This window comes from Clostridium carboxidivorans P7 (assembly GCF_001038625.1).
GTDB lineage: Bacteria > Bacillota > Clostridia > Clostridiales > Clostridiaceae > Clostridium_AM > Clostridium_AM carboxidivorans.
In genome coordinates this window covers 5,657,714-5,679,699 of sequence record NZ_CP011803.1, presented here as the reverse complement: position 1 = coordinate 5,679,699, position 21,986 = coordinate 5,657,714, and the positions used below count along the sequence as shown (strand labels likewise).

Below are 21,986 nucleotides of genomic sequence, written 5' to 3'. Positions count from 1 at the left end.
TTACATTATACCAAATAGATTTATCTTTTACAAACATAGAATTTTTATACTAAAAAAATAGAGAATTAAGAAATTTTCATTCTATATTCCCTATAATAAATTTTTATTTTATTTAGTTTCAATTTCCACTTCCTGTATTTTTGCTATTCCCATAACTACATTTTTCATATCTCTCGTATCCTTATCCGTTAGTTTGTCCTTTGCCTTCACTACTAATCTAGCTTTATTTCCTTCTATAGAACATAATACATCTTCATATCCTTTACTTTTAAGAGTAGTTTCTATTTTAGATTCATAGTTAGTGTTCATAGCTAAATCCGTATATTTTTTAGACGCATCTTCCTTTTTGTCTTTACTTACATTTTTATCATCAATAAAAGTCTTTAATGTCTGTAATGTTTGAGCATTTTTATTATCTCTTGTTATTTTTGCTTCTTCAAAGAATTCAGACTTATTATCTTTACTACTATTATTATTTAGTGATACTGTACTTTTTCCACTACTATTATCTCCCCCATTTACATATAAAGGATTATTAAGCTTTGTTGCAAGCACTCCAGCACACACAATAAGAGCTAGAAGAGCAACAATAATTACAGCTTGTTTCTTATTCATTATTAATTCCCCCCATCTACCTTTCTAAAAAATTATATGCTTTAAAAAATTTATATATACTATTTTTTCATAGGATAAACATTAACTTTATCTTCGGATATATTAAATAAGTTAACCACAGCTTTTGTTATTCTGAGTTCAGTAAGTTTGTTTTCAGATCCTTCTGCCACAACACAAACTCCTGAAACTTTCGGTTTGTATGTTTTAACTATAAGAGGTTTGGATTTACTTCCATCATTAGTTATAACTACTGTACTGCCATTATTTTTTTGAGTTGAATTTCTTACCCCACCTTCATTATCTTTTTCTTCTGTAGTATTTGTAGAATCACTTACATTAACTGCTGGAACTTGTTCCTCTCCACTTTCGAAACTAACCATAACATCTACTTTACCTACACCTTCAATTTTTTCTAAAGTACCTTTAAGCTTATCCTGAACCTCACTTTCATATTGCTCTTGATCTATATTTTGTTCTTCTGTTTTTTGTTGTTCTTTAGCTGGCTTCGTATTATTTTTATCTTGTGCACTTATCTGTGTATTTGAAGTCTTAAAAAAACTAATACTTATAAGAATCAATATTCCTACTAAAAAAGCTATAAATAAATTGGCTCTGTTCTTCTTATCACTAAGATAACTATTTTTTTCTTCATCCCCTTGCTTCTGAAATAATTTCTTTAAATCCTTTAAATTCATAGTTTACCTCCTTATTTCATAGTTTGTGTACTTTTATTATGTCTTTAGAAACATTTAGTTCATTGCTTAAATATGTTGTAATATTTAAGCTTTTTTCATCATTTACGCTATCTTGATTATTAACTACTTTACTGTTTGTTGCTATTTTAACTTTTTTAATTTTTTCCACAGTGCCTTCTTTTATGCCTACATTAATATCTTTTATTTCTACTTTTTCTTTTTCTTTATCATAGCTTGCATCTACTTGAACTTTATAACTACTGTCTGGATATTTTTCCTTTAATTTTTTTTCACAGCTGTCTTGTAAATTTAATTTAAAAGCTTCCAAAGTACTATTTATGCTCTTTTCTTTATATTTGTTAAAATCATCATTAAATTTACCATTATTACTTTCTATACACTGTGCTGCATTATTTGTATAAGTATTTATATCAAAATTTTTATCAAATAATTTTATTATGGGATTTATAAAAACTGTAATTAAAATTAACCCTAATACAAATTTTGCATACTTTTTTAAACTATTATTTGGTAGAATCATTTCTACAGCTGTAATAAAAAACACCGCTGTACAAATAGTTATAATCCATGCTTTTAGTGATTGAAGCAACTTTTATCACCTTCTTCTAAAGTTTTTTAATTTATGTTCCCATCATCACTTTTCCCGCTGATGCAATAATAGCTACCATTATAAAAAACATAACTGAAACACTTATAAGACAAGAAGCTATAAGTATCAAAGAATCACCTGCAGAGGTTATACAATTTACAAGCCTGCTGTCACTAATAGGCTCTATTAAAGCTCCTGTGAGCTTATACATAAATGCCATGATTAAAATTTTTAACACTGGAAAAAGCATTATTATAATGATTATAATTAACCCCAAACTACTTAAAGCATTTTTCAATAATATAGAGTAACCTGCTACAGTAGATATAGCATCAGAAAGACTTTTCCCAACAATAGGTACAAAATTGTCTACTGCAAACTTTGCCGTTCTAGCAGTAACCTCATCAATAGTTTTAGATGTAATTCCCCTTATAGTAATTATTCCTATAAAGATTGTCATTATAATTCCCTGAGACCACAATGTGACTTGATTTAATAATTTAGTAAGTTTGTCTATTTTATATTCATTGGACATATTATTTACAAATTGAAGTACAAATGCCATACATATTACAGGAATTATGACATTCATAAATAAATTTGCACTTATTGTTATTGTACCTATAATTACTGGATCCATTACTGCTGCTTCTACAAATCCCCCAACACTTGCAATTAACATTATTAGTACTGGAATAAGTGCCGTCATAAAATCTGTCATTTCCTTTATTGTTGTTCTTGCAATATCCACCCCCATATAAAAACTTTTTGCCATTATTATTATTAAAAGAGAATAACATGCAAAATACGCTATATTGGATAAATCTTCACTGCTGAATGCCTTTTGAAGATTTGTAAGCAGTGCACAGATTAAAGCTATTGCAACTAAAACAGCAAGAAGCTTTAAAGAAGCAATTACTTCTCTAAACAGATAACTACCAACTGCATTTAAAATTTTTTTAGTTGATATTTTTCCATCACCTGTTTTTATAAAATCCTTTACATACTCCTTTACATCCACATCTTTTAATACTTCATATTTAGTTTTCATATTGGATATATAATTGTATAATTGTTCAACTTCTTCACTTTGACTTTGATTTTTTAAGCTTTCTGTGTAATTATTATTTTCAGCGGCTTGTACATTAAAACACATAATAAAAATTATAAATAAAACACATATAATTTTTTTCATAATAAACACCTACATAATCTTTAATATTGACTGTAATACAGCCATAAGTATAGGAATTGCCAGTGCTAAAATCAAAATCTTACCGGCAAATTCAACCTTTGTGCCTATATTGCCTTGACCTGCATCTTTGCATATTTCACTGCAAAAGGAAGCAAGATAAGCAATTCCTAGTATTTTAAATACAGTAATTAGATATACGAAATCTATATTAGACTTAGCTGATAATTCTTGAATAAACTGCAATATAGATGTAATCTTTGTTATCATAAATAGAAAAATAAGTATTCCTACAGCCATACTCACATATATTGCTAAATCATTTCTTCTATTTTCAAAAATCATTACTATAAAAAGAGATATAAAGGCAAAGGTAACTATTTTTATTATTTCCATAGCTTCCTCCTTTCGGTTTGAACACTGGGCAATTTTCCTTGTTCTCACCAGTAAAATTACCCGTTAAAATCCATTTAGGATTTTAACTTCCTAAAGTTGAAACATTGTTCTCACTGTAGTAAATAGTTTATTGACTAAATTTATTACCATCATGAGCACTATTAATATACCAGCCAAATTTGCTACTACAGCATAGTCTCCTTTGCCACTTGACTCTAGAACTTTATCTATAATTATTATGACTATTCCCACACCTGCAATTTTAAATATTAAGCTTATGTCTAGCACTTTTAAAACCTCCTTCTTCAAGTAAAGAATATTTAACTAATCTAAATTAGCATTATAACCACCATAGCACCTAATGAAAATCCTAAATATCTGCACATCTTTACATTGTTATTCATAGAAATTTCTGAACCTTCAAGCTGTTTTTTCAAACTACTAAGTGTTAATGAAAACATTCTTTTTTCTCCATCTATATCGCATTCTCCAAGAGTCTTAGCCAAATCCAGTATTACATTTAAATCTTCCTTATTTAAATTTAAAACTTCTTTTTTATCTTTAAAAACTTTATAGAATGCATCATATGAACTATCAACAGCATTAGAAAATAATAAACTTGAAATTTCTTTAAATATGCTTTTTATAGGATCTTTGCTTTTTTCAGCTATGTTATAAATAGCTTCTGGTAATGGAGTAAACGTATAAATCATATCGTTCTGAAGTTGATTAATACATCTTTGAAGCTCATTGAGTTGTTTTGTCCTCTTTTTAAAACCCTCCCCATAATTGAATCCTATTGCTGTGGATGCAATTATTATAATAATACATGCTAAAATCTTTAACATTTTAACGCTCCCATATTATAGATTTACTTTTAAAATCATATATATATTCAACAGTACCTGCTCCATTATTGCTACTTAATACTATTGCTCTTTTAAATACTTGATTTTCTACAATTTCTTTAAAAACTGGTCTCTTATATAAATCTTCTATTCCATATCCATGTATTGTAGTAATTAAATTTACTCCTGAATTTAATGCAAATAAAATACTATCCATATCCTTATAGGTTCCAATTTCATCACATACAACAACATCAGGAGACATACTTCTTATTGCCATCATTATTCCTTGACTTTTAAGGCAGCTATCTAAGATATCAGTTCTTAACCCTAGCTTTAATTGAGGTATTCCATTGTAACAAGCTCCTATTTCGCTTCTTTCATCAATTACACAAACTTTTTTACCTGTAAATGCCTTTTGCTTCATCCCATCAGAAATGTTTCTTACAATATCTCTTATTAAAGTAGTTTTTCCACATTTAGGAGGGGAAATTACTATTGTATTTATCACATTATTATTTTTAATAATAAAATCCATTAACGGATCAGAGCATCCTATAACTTCTCTACATATTCTTATATTTAGAGATGCTATACTTTTAATTGTCTTTACCTCATCCTTTTCTATAACACACCTTCCACATATTCCTATCCTATGGCCTCCTCTAATAGTTATATATCCTTTCTTTATTTCTTCTTCAAAGGCATATATGGAATAGTTGCTTATCCTTTGTACAATTGCCTTTAAGTCTTCCCTACTAGGTATATACTTAAATATCATCTCTTCTTTCCCGTTTTCCAATACTAAGGGCTTGTCTGCTCTTATTCTTATCTCTTGAAGTTCTTCATTTAATGAAGCTTCTGTAATAAAATTCTTTATATTCTCTGGTAAAATGTTTAAAATTTCTTTCGTGTCTATTTTTCTCATCTCCTTCCTTATATATCTATTTCTATTTTTGTTTATTCAAATTTATTCCACATTAATGTAAAATAATTTTAAAAAAAGACCATATGAATGTTTAATACATTCATATGGTCTTATTCATAATTTTATTCATTGTATATTTAAGAATTCTTTATGTTGGAATTAAATTATGGCAATTAGGACATGTTATCTTTTCTTTTTGTTTTACTATATCTTTATCAACATAAACGTCATCGCCGCAGTTAGAACATTTCAATTGAATGAAATTGTCTCCTTCATCTTCACATAATTCATAGTCATCATCATACATATCATCTTGCAAAATAGATAAATCTTCATCTATAGCATCTATATAATCTTCCATATATTTTTGTGATTCAGATATTTCATCCACTTCCTCAGCTATAACTTTTAGCACATTTATTATCTCATTTAGTACTTTTCCTTCCTTAGTAGTGGTATCAATTTCCAATCCATCTACTAGTCCATTAAGGTAAGCTACCTTTGATATAATATCGCTCACTGTACCACATCCTTAAATTTATTTTGCCATTAGTATTCCTTAAACTCTTTCCATGTATTCTCCAGTTCTAGTATCTATTCTTATCATTTCGCCTTCGTTTACAAATATAGGCACATGAACTACCGCACCTGTTTCAACAGTAGCAGGTTTTAACACATTTGTAGCAGTATTACCTTTAACACCAGGATCTGTCTGTGTTATTTGTAATTCAACAAAGTTTGGAGCTTCTACTGAAAAAGCTTCTCCTTTGTAAAATTTAATTACAGCAAACATATTCTCTTTCAAGAATTTTATAGCTTCCTCAACTTTTTCATAGTTCAAAGGAATCTGTTCAAAAGTTTCCTGATCCATGAAGTAATATAATTCTCCATCAGAATATAAATACTGCATTTCTTTTCTTTCTATTACAGCTTCTTGAAGTTTTGCTGTTGGATTGAAAGTTGTATCAGTAACTCCTCCTGTTTTAACATTTCTAAGTTTTGTTCTAACAAAAGCTGCACCTTTTCCTGGTTTTACATGAAGGAAGTCTATTACAGTATACACTTGTCCATCTTGTTCAAAAGTAGTTCCTTTTCTTATATCTCCTGCTGATATCATTTATGTATCCCTCCAAAATTTATTAATCATTTTTATATTATAACCCTTTCAGGTAATTATATACGGCTAATCTATGCATATAAGTTTCTTTGTTGATTTTGATAATACTTCTGATCCACTTTCAGTAATCACAAGTAAATCCTCTATTCTAACACCACCAAATCCTGGTATATATATTCCTGGCTCATCTGTAACTACCATTCCTGATTTTAACTTTTGAGCATTTCTATATCCAACTACAGGTGCCTCATGAATTTGTCTTCCAACTCCATGTCCAAGACTGTGTCCAAAATAATCTCCATAACCCTTTTCTGTTATGTATCCTCTTGCAACTCCATCCACTTCAATAGCAGGTACCTCAGGTTTATAAGCCTTCAAAGCTCTTTCCTGTGCTTCCAATACTACATTATACACTTCTATCATTTTTTCCGAAGGTTCTCCAATAACTATAGTTCTTGTCATATCAGAGCAATACCCTTTATAAATACATCCATAATCAAGAGTCAAAAATTCACCTTTGTTAACTACTTTTTCTGTAGCTTCTCCATGAGGTAAACTTGATCTAACACCGGATGCTACAATTGAAGGAAACGATAAATCTGAAGCTCCTAACTTTTTCATATAAAATTCAAGTTCAAGACCTATCTCTCTTTCTGTCATTCCTACTTTTATGAATTTAAGCATATGATCAAAAGCTTTATCCGCAATTTCTGCTGCTTTTTTTATTAACTGTAATTCTGATTCATCCTTTACAAGTCTTATTTTTTCAACCATTCCTTCCATAGGAACCAACTCACATTGAACTTTAGACTTATATATATTATAAGTAGCAACTGAAATTATATCCTCTTCGAATCCAAGCTTTTTAATATTATTATTTTTAACTAATTCACCTAAAAAGTCATGAAAAGAAGTACCTTTATTATACTGAACCACTTCATAATCTTTAACTTGCTGCCTTGCTTGTTCTGTAAATCGTGAGTCTGTAATAAAAAATGCTTTATCATTAGTTATTACTGAAAAACTTTCATTTCCTGTAAAACCACTTAAATAGTTTCTATTACAATCCCCAACTAAAAGAACAGCATCCATACCTTTTTCAGTCATTAATTTTCTAAGTTCCCCTATTCTCTTTTCAAACATATTAATTCCCCTCTACAATTCAATTAAAGTATAATATATTACTAATTTATCTAATTTTTATAATATTATTCACTTATTTTCTTATCATATATTATTTAAATTTATTGAATACAATAAGCCTTGGTGGACAATGTTATTTTATCAAAACTTGTGATTATTTGCAAATACTATTAAATGTTTATATTTGCTTTTTATGCATTACTGAATTTAATTCTATTTTGCAAATTTCATATTTATTTCAGTAACTATTTTATTTTCAGCATCTTTTTCTATAAGCAAATTACTTACATCAATAAATCCATTTCTATTTTGTATTTTTTTCAGCATATTTTTTGTTTTTTCAACATCCCAATTACTTTCTACTTTAACTATTGATGCTTTATCATCTTTTTTGTTGTCAATTTCAATTACCCTTGCATCCTGTTGATCCTGTAAAAGCTTGATAACATCGCTGCATTTAATTCTCTTATAAGTTACTTGTTTATTTTTTTCCACCTGTTCTAAATTGGTTAATTTTGTATTACATTCTATTCTTTTATTAATTAAAAAATAGTTTTTGATTAACAATGTTATAAAAAATATAAAACACATAATTAATATAACTTTATATTTTTCTTCCTTATTCATAGTTCCAATTCCTTCCTATTATTTCAACTGTAACCTTATTTCTGACGAATTATCGTCACTCCTGGCTGATGGACTATTATCTTTATGTGAATCATTAACATATGTTATATTAAATTTATTTGCATCTTCGATTTTTTTTATAAATGCTGCAAAATCTACTGGATTTATATTAAATTTAATGTCTATATTTCTTTTTTCTATATTTAAACTTTTAAAATCAATATTTTTATAAACATCCTCTTCAAATTTTAAAAATGTATTTAAAGTTTCAGTATTGCTGCTATGTAATTTAGCTTTTTCATCAGCATTTGCTTTTAACAAAATAATTTTTTCATTAGTTTCATCATTTATAGTATTTATCTTACTTCTATTTATCATTATCATATCTATAAGTATTAAATCTACAATAAAAAACATAATAATAAATATCTTTAAAATTTTTAATTTCTTTATTTTTATTTTTTCCAAATACCAATTAGGTAAAAAGCGTCCACAATTCACTTATATTACCTCCAGCTTATCTTTACATATAGTTCCAAGGTCATTACAATTATATTTTTTAGAAAGTGTTTGTACTATGTCTTGATAAGGTAAATTTAGAAAAAATACATTTTTTAAGTTTCTAATTAGACCGGTTGCTTCACATTTTTCTTTAAATTTGTCCATAATTATCCCAAAATTATCTTTATCAAAATCTTGAATAACACTATTAGACAATATCTTTCCATCTATACAAGCCAAAAGATAAAGTTTATTGTCATATAAAAAAGTAAGAACATATTCACGTTCCTTAATTAATTTTTTATAATTATTTAAAATACAAAATTGTATAGGGTACACCCCTTTTATGCTAGCACCTTTTTCTACACATTTTTCTATAATATTATTCTTATCCCAGTTTAAACAAAATACAATTACCTCCAAGCTTTTCCCATTATCTTTAAACACATCATATGTAAACATTATGCTGTCTATATCTATATTTTTAAAATGATATTTAAGTTCTGCTTTAATAATAGAATTAAGTTTTCTCTTGCTTACCTTTGGTATCTCTATAAGCTTTACATATATTTGCTCTCCCTGTACTATAATAAAAATATTTCTGCTGTGAAAATCAATTTTAATATCATCTATATTTTTACCTTCTATACCTAAGCTTTCTTTCCACTTACCTTCTTTTATTTTACTTATAAGATTTTTACTCATAATGTCCTTATATATTAATCCTTTTTCATTAATTTGCAATATACCACTTTTCATAATTCTTTCAATCCAACTCCTTTTTCAAAAGAATAATTAAACTTTAATTTATAAACTTATAAAAAATAAAGTTATTTTCTACTTTACATTTATAATACTCTTCTTTATAAAACTTATTATTCACATAATACTTAACTACTAAATAATCATCTTTATCATATTTAATACAGGAATTATCATATTGAACTATTGAATCTGTCTTAGAGCTTAAATAGTTCTTTATTTCATCATTTGTTATCATTTTAACATCTTTATATAACAACTCATCTAAATCAGTAAGCATATATTCTCTAATTTTTTGAGTAGGATCAACCTTTAATATTTTCTTTTCCATACTTAAATTATTTTGTCTTATTAAAACTTCCGACTTAAAACAATTTAAAGCTATAAAAATACAAAAACTAACTATGAACATTACATATATTAGGATGAACCCTTTTGATCTTCTTCTCTTTTTAATGGAAAACATCTTCTATACACATTGCCTTTCTTAGTTTCTATGGATACATAAAGTACATGTCTATCTTTTTCAACTTTAAAATTCTTAACGTTCTTTAGTATATTATTTGTTGTAGAATAATACTCTGAATAATAACTTACTATTATGTCTGAATTCCTGTTTGTCCTTATATAATTAAATCCTCCTCCATTTTTTCTTGTTATTACAATTACATTATTATTTTTTATTTTTACATACCCTTCATTATCTATTTCATGCTGAATTATGGTAAAAGCTTCATTTATATAGAATGCTTCTCTAATAGAGTTTATCTCCTGTCTATGAATTTTCATATACTTCAACATAACAACTGCCTGAACAGATGTTATTATCCCTATTATTGAAACCACCAACATAAGTTCTATTAATGTAAATCCTTTTTTTACATATATTTTATTTTTTATATTTTCCTTTATAGAATTCACACTCCATAATCCTTTCTTTATTAAGAATTTGAACATACAATTTTAAATTAACTTTATAAACCTTCTCTCCATCTATGCTCATCACCATATAAGGCTTATTTCCTGGTTTACTTTTTGTAAACAATTTACTCAAATTTTCTCCTTTAATATTATCCAATTCCTCTGTATTTATTGAGCAATAATATCTTCCTTGATCTTTTAAATTCTGTATATCATTATAATTAAAATTGTAGATCATGTTATTTTTTATATACTCCATACACACCAAGTATTTCTTCATACTTTGATTATACTTTTCCAAAGTTAAAGCATTTAATTCTGTTCTTAAGCATGTAATAAATAAAGTTGAAAATAAGGTAATAGCACATAATACTTCAATGAGAGTAAATCCCTTTTTCTTCTTTAAAATCAACATAAGTAGTTCCCACACACACAGTTATGCGGTGATTATTCCTCCTATCTTTAAACCTAATAGTGCAAGAGTCTATAATCTTACCTTTATCACTTATTTCCATTTTCCTGCCTTTTTTCCCTATAGCTAAAATAAATTTATCAGGTAATTGCATTTTATGAATCTCTTCCAAGCCACAATTTAAAGTTAATTCACGTCTATCTTCATCCAAATATATATATCCTCTAATATTATTGTCTCTACAATATTCTCTTGAATTATTGATGAAATTCACCATTACATTTCCGAAAGTCTCAGCTTCAATATCATTTTGCAATGTGTTTACACCTGTTAAATTTATAAAACTGTAACTTAGCAATATTGAAATTATTGTAAGAACCAACATTAATTCTATCAGTGTAAATCCTTTTGATTTCCATTTATTTTTAATCATAATTTTACAAGCCTTCATTTAAATTTATTGTTAATATTTTAAAATTTTAACTTTATATCTTCGAACTAATTTTTAGGAAACACTTGCTTATCTCCACATTTCACTATATATGTATTTTCGCTTGCATTTATTTCTACAGAACAATTCTTACCATCACTTTTATAGGTAATATTAGCACTTTCATCAGTTACAGTACCCGCATCAACATTTTCTGCTGAAGTAAGTTCTTGTACAGTTTTTATTACATCCTCTTTACTAAACTTACTATCATTATTACCATAGCTAGCCATGGCTGCAGTTTCTATTTGTTTTGCAGTATTTATAGCCTTAGCATTTCTAGCCTTTTCTTGATATGCTGAAACCTTAGGTACTAAAAAACCCATTAATATTAAAATTATTGTTATAACCAACATAAGTTCTATTAATGTAAAACCCTTACATTTGTGAAAATTCTTCATGTTTTATCCCTCCAAAATCTTTCTGTTTTAACCTATTGAATCCATAATATTAAATATTGGAAGAAGAGCACCTACTACAAAAACTCCTATAAAAGCAGCTAAAATCAATATTGTTACAGGCTCTATAAAATTTACTATTTTCTTTAAGCTATCTTCAACTTCGCATTCAAAAATATTTGATATTTTAAATAAAATACCTTCTATGTCGCCACATTCTTCACCAATATTTAATAAATTTAGGAAAGTGGGATCTCCTATGCCTTGTTTTTTGAAAGAAAAATACATACTCTCCCCTTTCTTTATATCTTCAGTGCAATTAATTATCTTATTTTCTAAAACTTTATTTTGTACTGTACTTAAACATATATTTAAGGATTTTATTATTGGAATACCAGAAGAGATAAGTATGGCCAGAGATTTACTAAACTCATGAAGCAAAAATTTGCTGTAAATACCACCTATGACTGGTAATCTTAGCTTCAAATTATCAAAATACTCTTTTCCCTTATAAGTTCTACTAAATTTATAAAAAATAAAGACAGCTGTAATTAATATTAAATTTATAATAAAAAATTTATCCTTTAAAAAAGCAAAAATCCATAAAATTGTAGATGTTAAAATTGGAATACTTCCTCCTGCACTAGAAAGAATGCCTGCAAATTCCGGTACTATTTTCATCATTAAAAATATAATTACTGCTATAGATGTAATTAAAACCATTATTGGATATGATATTGCAGATTTTATTTTATTAAATATTTTATACCTTTTATCATAATATTCTGATAAATATTTAAATACTATTTCTAGTTTTCCTGATTCCTCACCCACTTTAATCATTTCTATCATGAATAAAGGATATATATGAGAAAACTTTTTTATACTTTCATATAGTGTTTCTCCTCTTTCAATATTTTTCTGTATCTGATACATACTTTCAGTTATTACTAACTTTCTATTTTGAGTACAAACTATATTAAAAATTTCTGATACTGAAAGCCCTGATGCTATCATTTGACTTAAATTATTGCACAATATACTTATATCTTGTAAATTTACCCTTTGAATAAATACTTTATTTAACAGCTTTTTATTAATTCTATATTTTAATAAAAAGTACCCCTTTTCTCTAAGCATATTACTTAAATCTTCTACACTTTCAGTTTTATATTTTCCTTTAATTTTATCTCCATTTATATTTATAGCTCTATAATTAATAAATATAATATCCTCCCCCTTTGCCTTTTAAAGATTTTTTCTCATAAGCTCATCATAGGTTGTTATTCCACTTTTTATAAGCTCTATGCAATTATCCTTTATTGATGTTATATATTTATTTAAATTATAGTTATCAATATGTTCAATATATTTCTTATTTATAACATTAATATCTTTTAATACTTTAAAGTCTACTATTTCATATACCACTGTTCTACCTTTATAACCAGTACCTCTGCACTTATAACATCCTGTTCCACGATATAATTTATCATCAGAATTTAAATTTAAATACTTTTTTTCAGCTTCTGATGCATAGTAAGACTTTCGACAGTATGGACAAATCTTTCTTACCAACCTTTGTGATATAACTCCAATTAAAGCATCCTCTATAAAATATGAGGGGATTCCCATTTCTAAAAGTCTAAGTACCGATTCAACAGCACTATTAGTATGTAAAGTACTTAAAACTAAGTGGCCTGTTATTGCTGCTCTTATAGCTATATGTGCTGTTTCTTCATCTCTTATTTCTCCAACCATTATCACATCTGGATCCTGTCTAAGTATACTTTTAAGACCTTGTGCAAAGCTAAGGCCTACCTTATTATTTACTTTAACTTGATTTATATTATCCATAATACACTCTACAGGATCTTCTATACTTGTAATATTTTTTTCCTCTTTATTTAAAGTATCAAGCATAGAATATAATGTAGTGGATTTTCCACTACCTGTTGGTCCAGTTATTAAAATTATCCCGTGGGAATTTTTCAGCATGTTTTTTATAGCTTCAACATCATTTTTTAAAAATCCTAAGGAATCTAAAACCTTTATATCCTCAGATTTATACAATATTCTTATAACTATTTTTTCTCCTAATATAGTGGGAAGTGTTGAAATTCTAAAATCATAATTTTTATTTTCATAAACATACTTAATTTTGCCATCCTGAGGTACCCTCTTTTCTGAAATATCCATAGAAGCCATTATTTTAAATCTTGTACACACAAGTGGATATATATCCTTGGGTATTCTTGTAAAGCAGCTTATAATACCATCTATTCTGAATCTTACTAAAACATCGCTTTGAAATGGTTCTAAATGAATGTCACTAGCTTTTTCAGATATAGCCATATTTATTATAGAATTAATAATTTTAACTACTGGTGCTTCCTGTAAACTTTCATCATTTGTAAATTCATATCCGTTTTTTACGTCGTGAAACTTTTTTTCTATCTTAATAGTCTTTATAGCCTTCTCTACACTGCACTTACAGTAATAAGTATTTATTGCATCTACTATTTTATTTTTATCTCCATAAAAAAATTTTACGTCCCTATTACTTATAAATTTCAGCTCATCTTTTAATAAAATATCTGGATCTTTATTAATTACAATATACAGACATTGCTCCTGTTCTTTAACAGCTATTAAACAATTTTCTCTAGCAATATTTTCTGGTATTTTCTTTACCATTTCATCTTGAATGTTTATACTTTCTAAATCAATATATTCTAACTCTTCATTACTCATAATTAAATTATTTTAAGCCTCCATTTATCATATTGTTACTTGAAATTATAACCAGGTAAGTTATTTTTAAACACAAAAGAGGCATATGATTAAATCATATGCCTCTTACTTTATTTTACACTACCATAAACGCTATAATTACCTTGTTCTGCAGATATTAAATTCACAGAATTTTCTTTTTCACTATACATATAGACATCTTTTTTGATGCTTTGTTCTAAATTTTCCATACCACAAAAGTATATATTATCATTACTGTCTATTGCTAAGCCAGCTGACACATCCAAATTTTTAGGAAAATCATAAGTAAGTCTTTTTAGACTTAAATCTTTATAAGAAAACACATATAACGCATTTGTTTGACCGCCTTCAGTCCCTAAAATAAAGATTTCTTCATTCTTATAATTTGTAACAGTTTTATATATTTCTGTTAAATTAGCAGCTATACTTTTAGCAGTTTTACTTTCTATATCATAATAATACAACTGCTCACTATCTGCCTTGCTGCTTAAAATTAAAATACCATTTTTCATAGGAGCAAAATATACACAATTTCCACTTATATCATCTAAATAAACTTCCTCTTTATCCTTATTAAAATCATACATATATATCTTTTGTGAATTTTTTTCTCCCTCTACACTTCCATAATAGATTATTTTATTTTCATCTATCCATTCATAAAGTTTACCTGAAACCAAAACTTTTGATTTTAATTTTAAATATTTATTATTTTTTATATCATATACTTTCATTCCCTCTGCACTACTTAGCGAATTGCTTTTAAACGACCTAAAAGCCAGCTTATTTCCATTATTGTTTAGTTTTAAATCCAGTGCAGAATAAAAATCTTTCAACTGAAGTTTTTTTCCTAATGAATTTATATCTATAATGTTTTTACTGGAATTTTCACCATTTGGCACACTTATAGAGTGTACATAAACTGAATTTTTAACATTATAAGCCATGTCGATAACATTACCTGTAGTGCTCCCAACACTTGCCAGAGCTTTATCATCTATTTTGAAAGCATTAAAGTTACCATTACTATTTTCCAATACAGTAACTTCTGAATAGTTGGGTACATTATTTTCTTCCACCTTTTGCTCTTTTTTTATGCCACATGAAACAAAAGTTAAGCTTATTAAAAATGTAATAATTAAAATTACAGATTTTAAAAAAGATTTCATTTACAATTCATATTCCCCTTTAAAAGAAACTACTGCAGGACCCGTCATAAAAATTCCATTTTTCTTTATTTCTATGAAGAGCTTTCCACCTGGTACTTGAACTTCTACACTTCCATCAGTAAGCGATAATTTGTTGGCAGCTATAACAGAAGCACAGCTTCCTGTGCCACAAGCTAAAGTAGGACCTGCTCCTCTTTCCCAGGTTTTCACTTTAACTTTATTGCTGCTTACTACTTCACAAAAATTAACATTTGTACCATCTGGAAAGAACTCAGATTTTTCTATAGCCTTTCCTTCCTCTACATTATAATCTTCAAGTTTTCCAAATATAATTGTATGAGGAACTCCCATGAGCATGCTTGTTATATTATACTCTTTCTTTTCTACTTTTATTCTCTTATTTATAACTTCTTCATTAAACCTTGCAGGTATTTTTTCCACTTCAAAAGAAGGTGTACCCATATTAATAGTTACTTCCTTTATACTATGGTTTTCTAAGTGCAAAATAGCTTCTTTTACACCATCACCTGTTTCTATAGTTATAGATTCTCCCTTTACTATATCTTCATCCCACACATATTTAGCAAAACATCTTATACCATTTCCACACATGGAAGCATAAGAACCATCTGCATTCATTATAATCATTTTTATTTGTGCAACATCACTGTTTCTCACTAATAATATTCCATCTGCACCTATGGCAAACTTTCTATCACAAAGTTTTTTAGCTAATTCTCCTTCTTTACCTAAAAAACTATTTTTTCTATCATCTATTACTATAAAATCATTTCCCGTTCCTTGCATTTTCGTAAATTTCACTATAATTATCCACCCTTCTTATCATAAAATAACTTGTGATTTTAATATATTCTTAATAAATGAATAAACTTCAAAATAAGTTTACTACTAGAAACTAAATTTAGCAATAATTTATTAAGAAGTTGTTTTATTAACATTTTGTATCATTTACCAAGCATACACAACCTTTATTTTAAAATTTCAAAATGATATAATACTATAGATATATATGAGTATATATCAATTAACTAATTTAGCTTGCAGAGAGGATGATAATATATGGCCTTGGATGGTATTTTTATACATAGTGTAATAGGTGAGTTAAAAAAATATTTATTAAATGGAAGAGTTGAAAAGGTAAATCAACCTGAAAAAGATGAAATAATTTTGTCTATAAAAAATCAGAGAAAAACTTACAAACTTTTAATAAGTGCTAGTTCTGTTTATCCTAAAATTCATCTTACCCAATTATCTAAAACAAATCCTATGCAGCCTCCATTATTCTGCATGGTTTTGAGAAAACATATAAACACTGGGAGATTAGTGAATATAAGACAGTTAGATACAGATAGGGTAATTTTTCTGGACTTTGAAAGTACTGATGAATTAGGATTTAACAGTATCTACACTTTAGCTATAGAAATTATGGGAAGGCACAGTAACATAACATTAGTTCGTGATAGAGATCAATTTATTATGGACAGTATAAAACATATTACACCAGAAATAAATACTATAAGATTTTTATATCCTGGTATTAAATATGTACTGCCTCCTAATTCTCCAAAACTAAGTCCTTTCAATTATACTATAGATGAATTTAAAGCTTTCGTAGAAAAAAACAATGTAAAATATGAAAAAAGCTTTTTTTCTAAGGTATTTACAGGAGTTAGTTCTCAATTCTCTAATGAAATTTTTTATGAATTTGTTAATGAAAAAAAAGAGTTTTCTGAAGCAAATCTATCTAGTATATATGATTTAACTAGAAGAGTTTTTGATAATATAAAACAAGATAATTACTATTTTGCGTCCTATTCGTTAAATGGAGTCGTGAAGGATTTTTACTGTGAAAATCTACTCTCACTTAAAGAATATTCACAAAAAACTTATTCTTCACCTTCAGTACTTTTAGAAGAATTTTATTTTTCTAAAGATAAACATGATAGACTAAACGGCAAAAGTTCCGATTTACAAAAGCTTATAAATGTAAATTTAGAAAGATGTTATAAGAAAATAGATATACTAGAAAATTCCCTTACTGAATGCCAAAACAGGGATAAATATAAAATATACGGCGAAATTTTAACAGCTAATATTTATAGTCTTAAAAAGGGAGATAAAGTTGCAAAGCTTCAGAACTATTATGATGAAAATATGGATTATGTGGATATTAAGCTAGATGTGAACAAAACTCCTTCTCAAAATATTCAGCACTATTTTAAAAAATATAACAAACTCAAAAAAACTGAAGAAGCTTCTAAAATACAGTTAGAACTCACAAAAAAAGATGTAGATTATCTACAATCTGTATTAACTAACATAAAGAACTCAGAAGATTATGAAAGTATAGAAGAAATTAAAAGAGAGTTAATGGAAACTGGATACCTTAGATTCAAGAAAAATCACAATAACAAAAAAGTAAAACCTTTAAAGCCTATGAAATTTATATCTAGTGATGGAATTGAAATATATGTAGGTAAAAATAATTTTCAAAATGATTACCTAACATTAAAATTTGCAGATAAAAGAGATATGTGGATGCATACTAAAAATATTCCTGGCTCACATGTAATAATAAAAAATTTTGGGAATATACCAGATAAAACTTTAGAAGAAGCTGCTAAATTAGCTGCTTTCTATAGCAAATCTAAAGATTCTACAAAAGTGGCTGTGGATTACACTGAAGTTAAAAATGTGCATAAACCTAATGGTTCAAAGCCAGGAATGGTAATCTACTATACTAATAAAACTATTTTTATAGATCCTGAAAAACCACCTATACAGCAACTGCAATAAATTTACAAGATAAAAATAATGCGAAGCTTTGCTTCGCATTATACTTATTTCGTTGTATTAAACTTTTTCTGATTTTCTGGCTTTGCTCCAAAATACTGATAATAATAGCATTTTATTCTTCCATTATAAAGCTTTCTATTTTTATTAGCTTTTAATCCAAAATGCTTTTCAAATTCGGGATGAGAAGTTATTACAAAGTAAGACCAATCCTTTAAATTTTGAAAAACTTCACCCATTTGCTTATAAAGCTGTTCTATTTGCTTTTCATTTCCTAATCTTTCTCCATATGGGGGATTACATATTATAAACCCATATCTTTTTTTTGAGCTAAACTCCTGTACTGGAATTTTTTGAAACTCTATGAAATCCGCTACTCCAGCTTTCTCAGCATTTTGTCTAGCTATTCTAATTACACTGCCATCTATATCTGAAGCTAATATTTTAACTTCATTATTGTTTATAGCATTTCGTGCAAATTTCCTATTCTCTTCCCATATATTCTTAGGAATTATATCCCAGTTTTCAGAAACAAAACTTCTATTTAATCCAGGTGCTATATTTTTACCTATAAGAGCAGCTTCAATGGCTATAGTACCTGATCCACACATAGGATCTGCAAGAATTCTAGAAGGGTCCCACTTACTTAAAAGTACTAAAGCTGCTGCTAATGTTTCCTTCATAGGTGCTCCACCTGCAAGTGCCCTATAGCCTCTTTTATGAAGTCCAGCACCAGATGTATCTAATGTCAATGTAACTATATCTTTAAGAATTCCAACTTCTATTTTATATTCGACACCATCTTCACTAAACCATTCTGTGTTGTGTTCCCTTTTCATAGCTTCTACTACTGCCTTTTTCACTATAGATTGACAATCTGGAACGCTAAATAATGTAGATTTCACAGACTTGCCAACTACATGCATAAAAGCATCCTTTGGCATGAGCTTTCCCCACTCTACTGCTAAAGTACCTTGAAATAACTCTTCAAAGCTTTGAGCTTTAAATTCTGACATTCTTATTAATACTCTATCTGCAGTTCTAAGCCACATATTGCAAGTTACTATATCTCGTTCATCACCTTCAAAAGTTACTTTTCCATTTTCAACTTTTAAATCATAATATCCAAGTTCTTTTAATTCATTTGCTACTATAGCTTCTAATCCAAAAGTTGCTGTAGCAATTAGTGTATAATTCATATTTTTCCTCCAAGTATATTTATATTTATTATCTATTTTATCAAAATAAATTCATACCAAACATAATTATACTCATAATCAATAATTTTTAAAAGGATTATTTAACTGCTGCTTTAATTCCATGGCATAATCCTTGTGCTAGTTTATTTTGATATTCATCTGAGCATAATAATTTATCTTCCTGTGGGTTAGATAAAAATCCCATTTCCACTAAAACTACAGGCACCTTTGACCAGTTAAACCCTGTCATGTCATTTCTTTGTACAACGCCTCTATTATTCATACCAACTTCACTTACTAAAGTATTTAAAATTGTCTTTCCATAATACATACTTTTTTCATTTATATTTCTAGTGTTTTCATTTATAGGTTCAGGAACCAGCATTGATGCTCCGCTAACTTTACTACTATCACTTGAATCAGCATGTATCCTTATAACTAAATCTGCATTTTCCTTATTTCCTACTTCTGCTCTTTCTACATTGCCTAAACTCTCCGAACTTTTTGTTTTAGTCATTTTTACTGTATACCCTTCCGATTCCAATAAAGCTTTTAACTTCATTGATACACTCATATTTACGCTATATTCCGGAGTTTTAGTGGCTACACCTTCAGCTCCTCCACCATCCTTTATTTTCATTTCTGACGAACCAGGTGACAAAGGCTCCTTTTCTAAATTAGATCTATCAGCATGCCCAGGATCTATTACTATTATCTTTTTCTTTACCTCTGGAGAACTATTTGTAACTGGAGCAGAACTTTTAGTTTTTTCAACATTATTACTTGCACTATTGCTATTATTGTTATTTGATTTAACTTGCTTAGTACTTACTTTATTTTCTACTGGTGCAGCTGCACTTTTAGTTTTAACCATAGAGCTGTGAGATTTATATACAACAAATCCGGCTATTGAAATCACAACAACTAATACTAATCCAACTATAAAACCTACATTTTTTTTCATTAACTTATCATCTCCTTAAAAAAATTATACCAGGTATCTGTAAAGTAATACAGTACCTGGTATATATTATACAGCTTTGATTGACTTAGATTCTAAATCATCTTTGAAATCATCTTGTACTTCAACCTCTTCAGTTGCACTTGTCTCAGGCAATATTAAGTTTAATACAATTCCTACTAAGGTAGCTAATGCTACCCCTGCTATTTCTACATCTGCTCCATTGAATTTAAATTTAACTGCTGCTCCACCTATTCCTATTACTATAATAACTGATGCTAACAATAAGTTTTTCTTTTTACCAAAATCAATTTTATCTTCAACAAATATTCTAAATCCTGATGAAGCTATTATACCAAAGAGTAATATACTTACACCACCAATAACTGGAAGTGGCATATTTTCAATTATTGCAGCTACAGGTCCTATAAAAGAAAGTATTATTGCTATTATTGCAGCTCCACCAATTACCCAAACACTATATACCTTTGTTATAGCCATAACTCCTATATTTTCTCCATAAGTTGTGTTTGGAGGTCCTCCAACAAGTCCTGCAAATATAGTAGCTACACCATCACCTAAAATTGATCTATGAAGACCTGGTTCTTTAGTGAAATCTCTTCCAACTACATTATTAGTAACATACACATGTCCTATATGTTCTGCTAAAGTTACAAACGATACAGGAGCCATAAGCATCATAGCGCTTAAATTAAATTTAGGTGTCATAAAAGGAGGCAGTCTAAACAATTTAGCACTAACTATTGCCTCTACAGCTTTATGAGGTATGATTCCTAAACATAATGCTGCTATATATCCTACTACTATAGCTACAAGTACTGGTATTACTCCTAAGAAGCCTTTAAAATACATGCTTCCAATTATCCCTACACCTAATGTGATCATAGATACTGTAATCCATGCCCATCTTGGTACACTTTGTAGTGATGCATCTGCATAAGCTGAATTTAAGCCTGCCCAATTTATAGCAGTTGCTGCCAATCCTAAACCTATAACTATAACTATAGATCCAACAACTACTGGAGGTAACGCTTTATTAAGCCAATTCACTCCACAAAATTTAATTATAATGGATACTATAATATAAACCATTCCTGCAGCTAAAACACCTGAAAGCATAGCTTCTGGTCCATAATTCTTAGAAGCCACCATCATAGGTGCTATAAATGCAAAGGATGAACCTATATATGCTGGAAGCTTTGCTTTAGTACAAATTATATAAAGAAGCGTACCTACACCACTACAGAAAAGAGCAATAGATGGACTCATTCCTGTAAGAATAGGAACAAGTATGGTAGCTCCTACCATAGCAAAAAGGTGTTGAAAACTCAAAGGAATAGTAATTCCTATAGGTAATTTTTCTTCTACATCTACAATGTTTTTCATTTAAAC

The 21,986-nt window shown here is 28.1% G+C and carries 27 protein-coding genes; 1 reads left to right on the top strand and 26 read right to left on the bottom strand.

Features of this window, described 5'->3' with window-relative positions; genetic code table 11:
- Positions 1–108: 108 nt before the first annotated feature.
- The 23 genes from Ccar_RS25595 to dapF all read right to left on the bottom strand — a co-directional run bounded on the left by Ccar_RS25595 (position 109) and on the right by dapF (position 16,421).
- Entirely contained in the window at positions 109–615 is a 507-nt protein-coding gene (locus tag Ccar_RS25595) for a SpoIIIAH-like family protein (protein WP_007064770.1), read from the bottom strand.
- A gap of 59 nt (positions 616–674) precedes the next feature.
- Positions 675–1,310 (bottom strand): stage III sporulation protein AG, encoded by a 636-nt coding sequence (gene spoIIIAG / locus Ccar_RS25590; RefSeq protein ID WP_007060022.1) that lies wholly within the window; start codon positions 1,308–1,310, stop codon positions 675–677.
- Between the two features lie 16 nt (positions 1,311–1,326).
- Positions 1,327–1,920 carry a stage III sporulation protein AF gene (gene spoIIIAF, locus Ccar_RS25585; RefSeq protein WP_007060023.1) on the bottom strand — a complete coding sequence of 198 codons (594 nt, stop codon included), beginning with the start codon at positions 1,918–1,920 and terminating at the stop codon, positions 1,327–1,329.
- 31 nt (positions 1,921–1,951) lie between these two features.
- Positions 1,952–3,115 carry a stage III sporulation protein AE gene (gene spoIIIAE / locus Ccar_RS25580; protein ID WP_007064771.1) on the bottom strand — a complete coding sequence of 388 codons (1,164 nt, stop codon included), beginning with the start codon at positions 3,113–3,115 and terminating at the stop codon, positions 1,952–1,954.
- A gap of 9 nt (positions 3,116–3,124) precedes the next feature.
- Positions 3,125–3,508, bottom strand: a complete 384-nt coding sequence (gene spoIIIAD / locus Ccar_RS25575; RefSeq protein WP_007060026.1) for a stage III sporulation protein AD — start codon at positions 3,506–3,508, stop codon at positions 3,125–3,127.
- A gap of 90 nt (positions 3,509–3,598) precedes the next feature.
- Complete coding sequence (gene spoIIIAC / locus Ccar_RS25570; RefSeq protein WP_007060027.1) at positions 3,599–3,796, bottom strand: stage III sporulation protein AC; 198 nt, start codon at positions 3,794–3,796, stop codon at positions 3,599–3,601.
- A gap of 41 nt (positions 3,797–3,837) precedes the next feature.
- Positions 3,838–4,356 carry a stage III sporulation protein SpoIIIAB gene (gene spoIIIAB / locus Ccar_RS25565; RefSeq protein WP_007060028.1) on the bottom strand — a complete coding sequence of 173 codons (519 nt, stop codon included), beginning with the start codon at positions 4,354–4,356 and terminating at the stop codon, positions 3,838–3,840.
- Between the two features lies 1 nt (position 4,357).
- Positions 4,358–5,284 (bottom strand): stage III sporulation protein AA, encoded by a 927-nt coding sequence (spoIIIAA, locus tag Ccar_RS25560; RefSeq protein ID WP_007060029.1) that lies wholly within the window; start codon positions 5,282–5,284, stop codon positions 4,358–4,360.
- Between the two features lie 148 nt (positions 5,285–5,432).
- Positions 5,433–5,804 carry a CD1247 N-terminal domain-containing protein gene (locus Ccar_RS25555; RefSeq protein ID WP_007060030.1) on the bottom strand — a complete coding sequence of 124 codons (372 nt, stop codon included), beginning with the start codon at positions 5,802–5,804 and terminating at the stop codon, positions 5,433–5,435.
- A gap of 39 nt (positions 5,805–5,843) precedes the next feature.
- A complete protein-coding gene (gene efp / locus Ccar_RS25550; RefSeq protein WP_007060031.1) occupies positions 5,844–6,401 on the bottom strand; it encodes an elongation factor P in 558 nt (185 codons plus the stop codon).
- 66 nt (positions 6,402–6,467) lie between these two features.
- Positions 6,468–7,544: a M24 family metallopeptidase gene (locus tag Ccar_RS25545; RefSeq protein WP_007060032.1), complete on the bottom strand. Its 1,077-nt coding sequence runs from the start codon at positions 7,542–7,544 to the stop codon at positions 6,468–6,470.
- A gap of 213 nt (positions 7,545–7,757) precedes the next feature.
- Positions 7,758–8,171: a hypothetical protein gene (locus tag Ccar_RS25540; RefSeq protein ID WP_007060033.1), complete on the bottom strand. Its 414-nt coding sequence runs from the start codon at positions 8,169–8,171 to the stop codon at positions 7,758–7,760.
- A gap of 18 nt (positions 8,172–8,189) precedes the next feature.
- Positions 8,190–8,672, bottom strand: coding sequence for a hypothetical protein (locus tag Ccar_RS25535; RefSeq protein WP_007060034.1), 483 nt, complete (start codon positions 8,670–8,672; stop codon positions 8,190–8,192).
- Positions 8,673–9,431, bottom strand: a complete 759-nt coding sequence (locus Ccar_RS25530; RefSeq protein ID WP_007060035.1) for a hypothetical protein — start codon at positions 9,429–9,431, stop codon at positions 8,673–8,675.
- Between the two features lie 43 nt (positions 9,432–9,474).
- A complete protein-coding gene (locus tag Ccar_RS25525; protein WP_156184601.1) occupies positions 9,475–9,765 on the bottom strand; it encodes a hypothetical protein in 291 nt (96 codons plus the stop codon).
- Between the two features lie 89 nt (positions 9,766–9,854).
- On the bottom strand, positions 9,855–10,355 hold the full coding sequence (locus tag Ccar_RS25520; protein WP_007060037.1) for a prepilin-type N-terminal cleavage/methylation domain-containing protein: 501 nt from the start codon (positions 10,353–10,355) through the stop codon (positions 9,855–9,857).
- A complete protein-coding gene (locus tag Ccar_RS25515) occupies positions 10,324–10,770 on the bottom strand; it encodes a type II secretion system protein (protein ID WP_007060038.1) in 447 nt (148 codons plus the stop codon). Before Ccar_RS25515 ends, Ccar_RS25520 begins: the two co-directional genes overlap by 32 nt.
- Entirely contained in the window at positions 10,730–11,200 is a 471-nt protein-coding gene (locus tag Ccar_RS25510; RefSeq protein ID WP_007060039.1) for a pilus assembly FimT family protein, read from the bottom strand. The genes Ccar_RS25515 and Ccar_RS25510 overlap by 41 nt, the downstream gene beginning before the upstream one ends.
- 65 nt (positions 11,201–11,265) lie before the next feature.
- The gene (locus Ccar_RS25505) at positions 11,266–11,658 is read right to left on the bottom strand and encodes a type II secretion system protein (RefSeq protein WP_007064773.1); all 393 of its coding nucleotides are present in this window, start codon (positions 11,656–11,658) and stop codon (positions 11,266–11,268) included.
- Positions 11,659–11,685: 27 nt separating this feature from the next.
- Complete coding sequence (locus Ccar_RS25500; protein WP_007060041.1) at positions 11,686–12,795, bottom strand: type II secretion system F family protein; 1,110 nt, start codon at positions 12,793–12,795, stop codon at positions 11,686–11,688.
- 108 nt (positions 12,796–12,903) lie between these two features.
- Entirely contained in the window at positions 12,904–14,409 is a 1,506-nt protein-coding gene (locus tag Ccar_RS25495) for a GspE/PulE family protein (protein WP_048030488.1), read from the bottom strand.
- Between the two features lie 110 nt (positions 14,410–14,519).
- Positions 14,520–15,599 carry a hypothetical protein gene (locus Ccar_RS25490; RefSeq protein ID WP_007060044.1) on the bottom strand — a complete coding sequence of 360 codons (1,080 nt, stop codon included), beginning with the start codon at positions 15,597–15,599 and terminating at the stop codon, positions 14,520–14,522.
- Complete coding sequence (dapF, locus tag Ccar_RS25485; protein WP_007064775.1) at positions 15,600–16,421, bottom strand: diaminopimelate epimerase; 822 nt, start codon at positions 16,419–16,421, stop codon at positions 15,600–15,602. It lies immediately after the preceding gene.
- A gap of 258 nt (positions 16,422–16,679) precedes the next feature.
- Here dapF and Ccar_RS25480 point away from each other — a divergent pair, with 258 nt between their 5' ends.
- The gene (locus Ccar_RS25480) at positions 16,680–18,416 is read left to right on the top strand and encodes an Rqc2 family fibronectin-binding protein (protein WP_048030486.1); all 1,737 of its coding nucleotides are present in this window, start codon (positions 16,680–16,682) and stop codon (positions 18,414–18,416) included.
- A 44-nt stretch (positions 18,417–18,460) separates the two neighbouring features.
- Here Ccar_RS25480 and Ccar_RS25475 read toward each other — a convergent pair whose 3' ends face one another.
- The 3 genes from Ccar_RS25475 to uraA all read right to left on the bottom strand — a co-directional run bounded on the left by Ccar_RS25475 (position 18,461) and on the right by uraA (position 21,980).
- Positions 18,461–19,612 (bottom strand): THUMP domain-containing class I SAM-dependent RNA methyltransferase, encoded by a 1,152-nt coding sequence (locus tag Ccar_RS25475; protein ID WP_007063841.1) that lies wholly within the window; start codon positions 19,610–19,612, stop codon positions 18,461–18,463.
- 97 nt (positions 19,613–19,709) lie between these two features.
- Positions 19,710–20,576, bottom strand: coding sequence for an N-acetylmuramoyl-L-alanine amidase family protein (locus tag Ccar_RS25470; RefSeq protein WP_007064777.1), 867 nt, complete (start codon positions 20,574–20,576; stop codon positions 19,710–19,712).
- A gap of 66 nt (positions 20,577–20,642) precedes the next feature.
- On the bottom strand, positions 20,643–21,980 hold the full coding sequence (gene uraA, locus Ccar_RS25465; protein ID WP_007063843.1) for a uracil permease: 1,338 nt from the start codon (positions 21,978–21,980) through the stop codon (positions 20,643–20,645).
- Positions 21,981–21,986: the final 6 nt, after the last annotated feature.